Consider the following 1,903-nt stretch of genomic DNA (forward strand, 5'->3'; position numbering starts at 1 on the left):
CGCGACTGCACAAGCCGCGGATGCGAGAGGGGCTAGCGGACGATTTTGATTTCGGTGCGACGGTTCTGCGCACGACCATCAGCCGACTTGTTGTCAGCCACAGGCTGGCTTTCACCAAGGCCCGACACCGAAACGAAGCTGGCACGTGGCACGCCCTGCTGGATCAGGTATTCCACCACCGAGTGCGCACGACGATCCGACAGTTTCTTGTTGTAGGCATCGCTGCCGACACTGTCGGTGTGACCGGTCACGGTCAGTTGCGCGGTAGAGGATTCCTGTTTCAGGCGATCGGCGACCTTGTCCAGCACTTGCTTGTCAGGGCCGGTCAGCGTGGCTTTGTCGAACTCGAAATGCACATCACGAATGACGATGGTTTCCTCCTTGACCACAACCGCTTCTTCGACCACTGGCGCAGGCGTCGGTGGCGGGCAACCGTCAGCATCGACCTGCACGCCTTTAGGCGTACCCGGGCACTTGTCGCGACTGTCCGGCACGCCGTCGCCGTCTTCATCACCATCACCGTGCACCCAGCAATAGGCCGCCGCCGTACCACCGACAATCAGTGCACCGTAACCGGCCCACGAAGCGCTTTCCGTCGCGCCGAGACCGGCACCGACCACACCGCCGACCGCCGCACAGGTCGGCCAGTCGGTTTTCTGCAAACCTGCACAACCAGTCAACACACTGGTTAGCAGAACCAAGGGTAATGCTGTCCGAACTATGCTCATCTAGTTTTCTCCTGAGGGATCGGCTTAAAACCGATTCAGGGAGTAAAGACCGGAGTTTTAATCTCCGCCAGCAATAGGCCACCGCTGTTTGCGACCGTGTTCACAGGGGTTTGCCTCTTTTGGCGAAAACCGCCGCCACCGGGCGCTTTGCCGACGCGGTCTGGCAGGCTAGTCTTGGCGGTCTGACTGAGGAGCTTCGATGAACGCCGCCATTTCTTCGCGCACGCCGCAACAGGCGTTGGCCGCTTTGCTGGATCGCTACGCCCCGGCCCGACTGCTGCTGATCGGCGCCAGCGAATTTCCCGCCTTGAGCGCTTTCAAGGACGCGCATCCAGACACCGTGGTCGCTCATGCCGCGCCCGGCGCGTTGCCCGCCGAATTGGCTGCGCAACGCTTCGATCTGGCGCTGGTAGTCGATTGCCTGGAACATTTGCCCAAACGCGATGGCGTGAACCTGTTGGGCGGCATTCGCAATCTCAACGCCAGTCGGATCGCGGTGCTGGCGGATCTGGCGGCCAGCGGCTGGCAGGAAACCGACTTCTATTCGCTGGCACTGCAGGCCAGCGAGCGTTTTCAGCGCGACGCGCAGGTGCTGACCCTGTTCACCTACGATCTGCTTGACTACAAACAAGTCCCCGACTGGCTCAATTCACGCTTCTGGGCCAATCCGGAAAACTTCGGGAAATACTGGTGGTAATGCAATGAGTACAGCCATTTGCCCTTGCGGCAGCGGCAATCTGCTGGATGCCTGCTGCGGCCCTTATCATGACGGCCACCCGGCGCCGTGTGCCGAAGCCTTGATGCGTTCGCGCTACAGCGCTTATGTGCTGGGGCTGATCGACTATCTGGTGGCGACCACCCTGCCCGCGCAACAGGCGGGGCTGAACCGACAATCGATCAGCGACTGGAGTGCGCAAAGCACCTGGCTCGGCCTTGAGGTTGAAAGCTCGGAAGTGTTCGGCGGCCAGCCGGAACACGCTTTTGTGACCTTCACCGCGCGCTGGCATGACAGCCAGGGCGAGCACAGCCATCGCGAGCGCTCTTCGTTTGTGCAGAACGGCGGGCGCTGGTACTTCATCGATCCGACGGTGCAGATGAAGCTGGGGCGCAATGACGGCTGCCCGTGTGGCAGCGGGCAGAAGTTCAAGAAGTGTTGTTCGGGTTATTTCGGCGCT

The 1,903-nt window shown here is 61.1% G+C and carries 3 protein-coding genes; 2 read left to right on the forward strand and 1 reads right to left on the reverse strand.

Annotated features, from left to right (window positions below):
- Positions 1 to 32: 32 nt before the first annotated feature.
- Entirely contained in the window at positions 33 to 728 is a 696-nt protein-coding gene (locus OQK_RS00375) for an OmpA family protein (RefSeq protein ID WP_016770616.1), read from the reverse strand.
- A gap of 199 nt (positions 729 to 927) precedes the next feature.
- Between OQK_RS00375 and OQK_RS00380 the strand changes: the two genes are divergently transcribed.
- Together OQK_RS00380 and OQK_RS00385 are read left to right on the forward strand one after the other, a co-directional pair.
- Positions 928 to 1,425, forward strand: coding sequence for a DUF6231 family protein (locus OQK_RS00380; RefSeq protein ID WP_016770617.1), 498 nt, complete (start codon positions 928 to 930; stop codon positions 1,423 to 1,425).
- A 4-nt stretch (positions 1,426 to 1,429) separates the two neighbouring features.
- Positions 1,430 to 1,903, forward strand: a 474-nt coding sequence (locus OQK_RS00385; protein WP_016770618.1) for a YchJ family protein, incomplete at its 3' end; no start/stop codon positions are given.

The sequence above is a fragment of the Pseudomonas sp. R62 genome, from assembly GCF_000257605.1.
Lineage (GTDB): Bacteria > Pseudomonadota > Gammaproteobacteria > Pseudomonadales > Pseudomonadaceae > Aquipseudomonas > Aquipseudomonas atacamensis.

Coding starts and splice junctions, on each gene's coding strand:
- OQK_RS00375 (WP_016770616.1), bottom strand. CDS start 728: ATGAGCATAGTTCGGACAGCATTACCCTTGGTTCTGCTAACCAGTGTG.
- OQK_RS00380 (WP_016770617.1), top strand. CDS start 928: ATGAACGCCGCCATTTCTTCGCGCACGCCGCAACAGGCGTTGGCCGCT.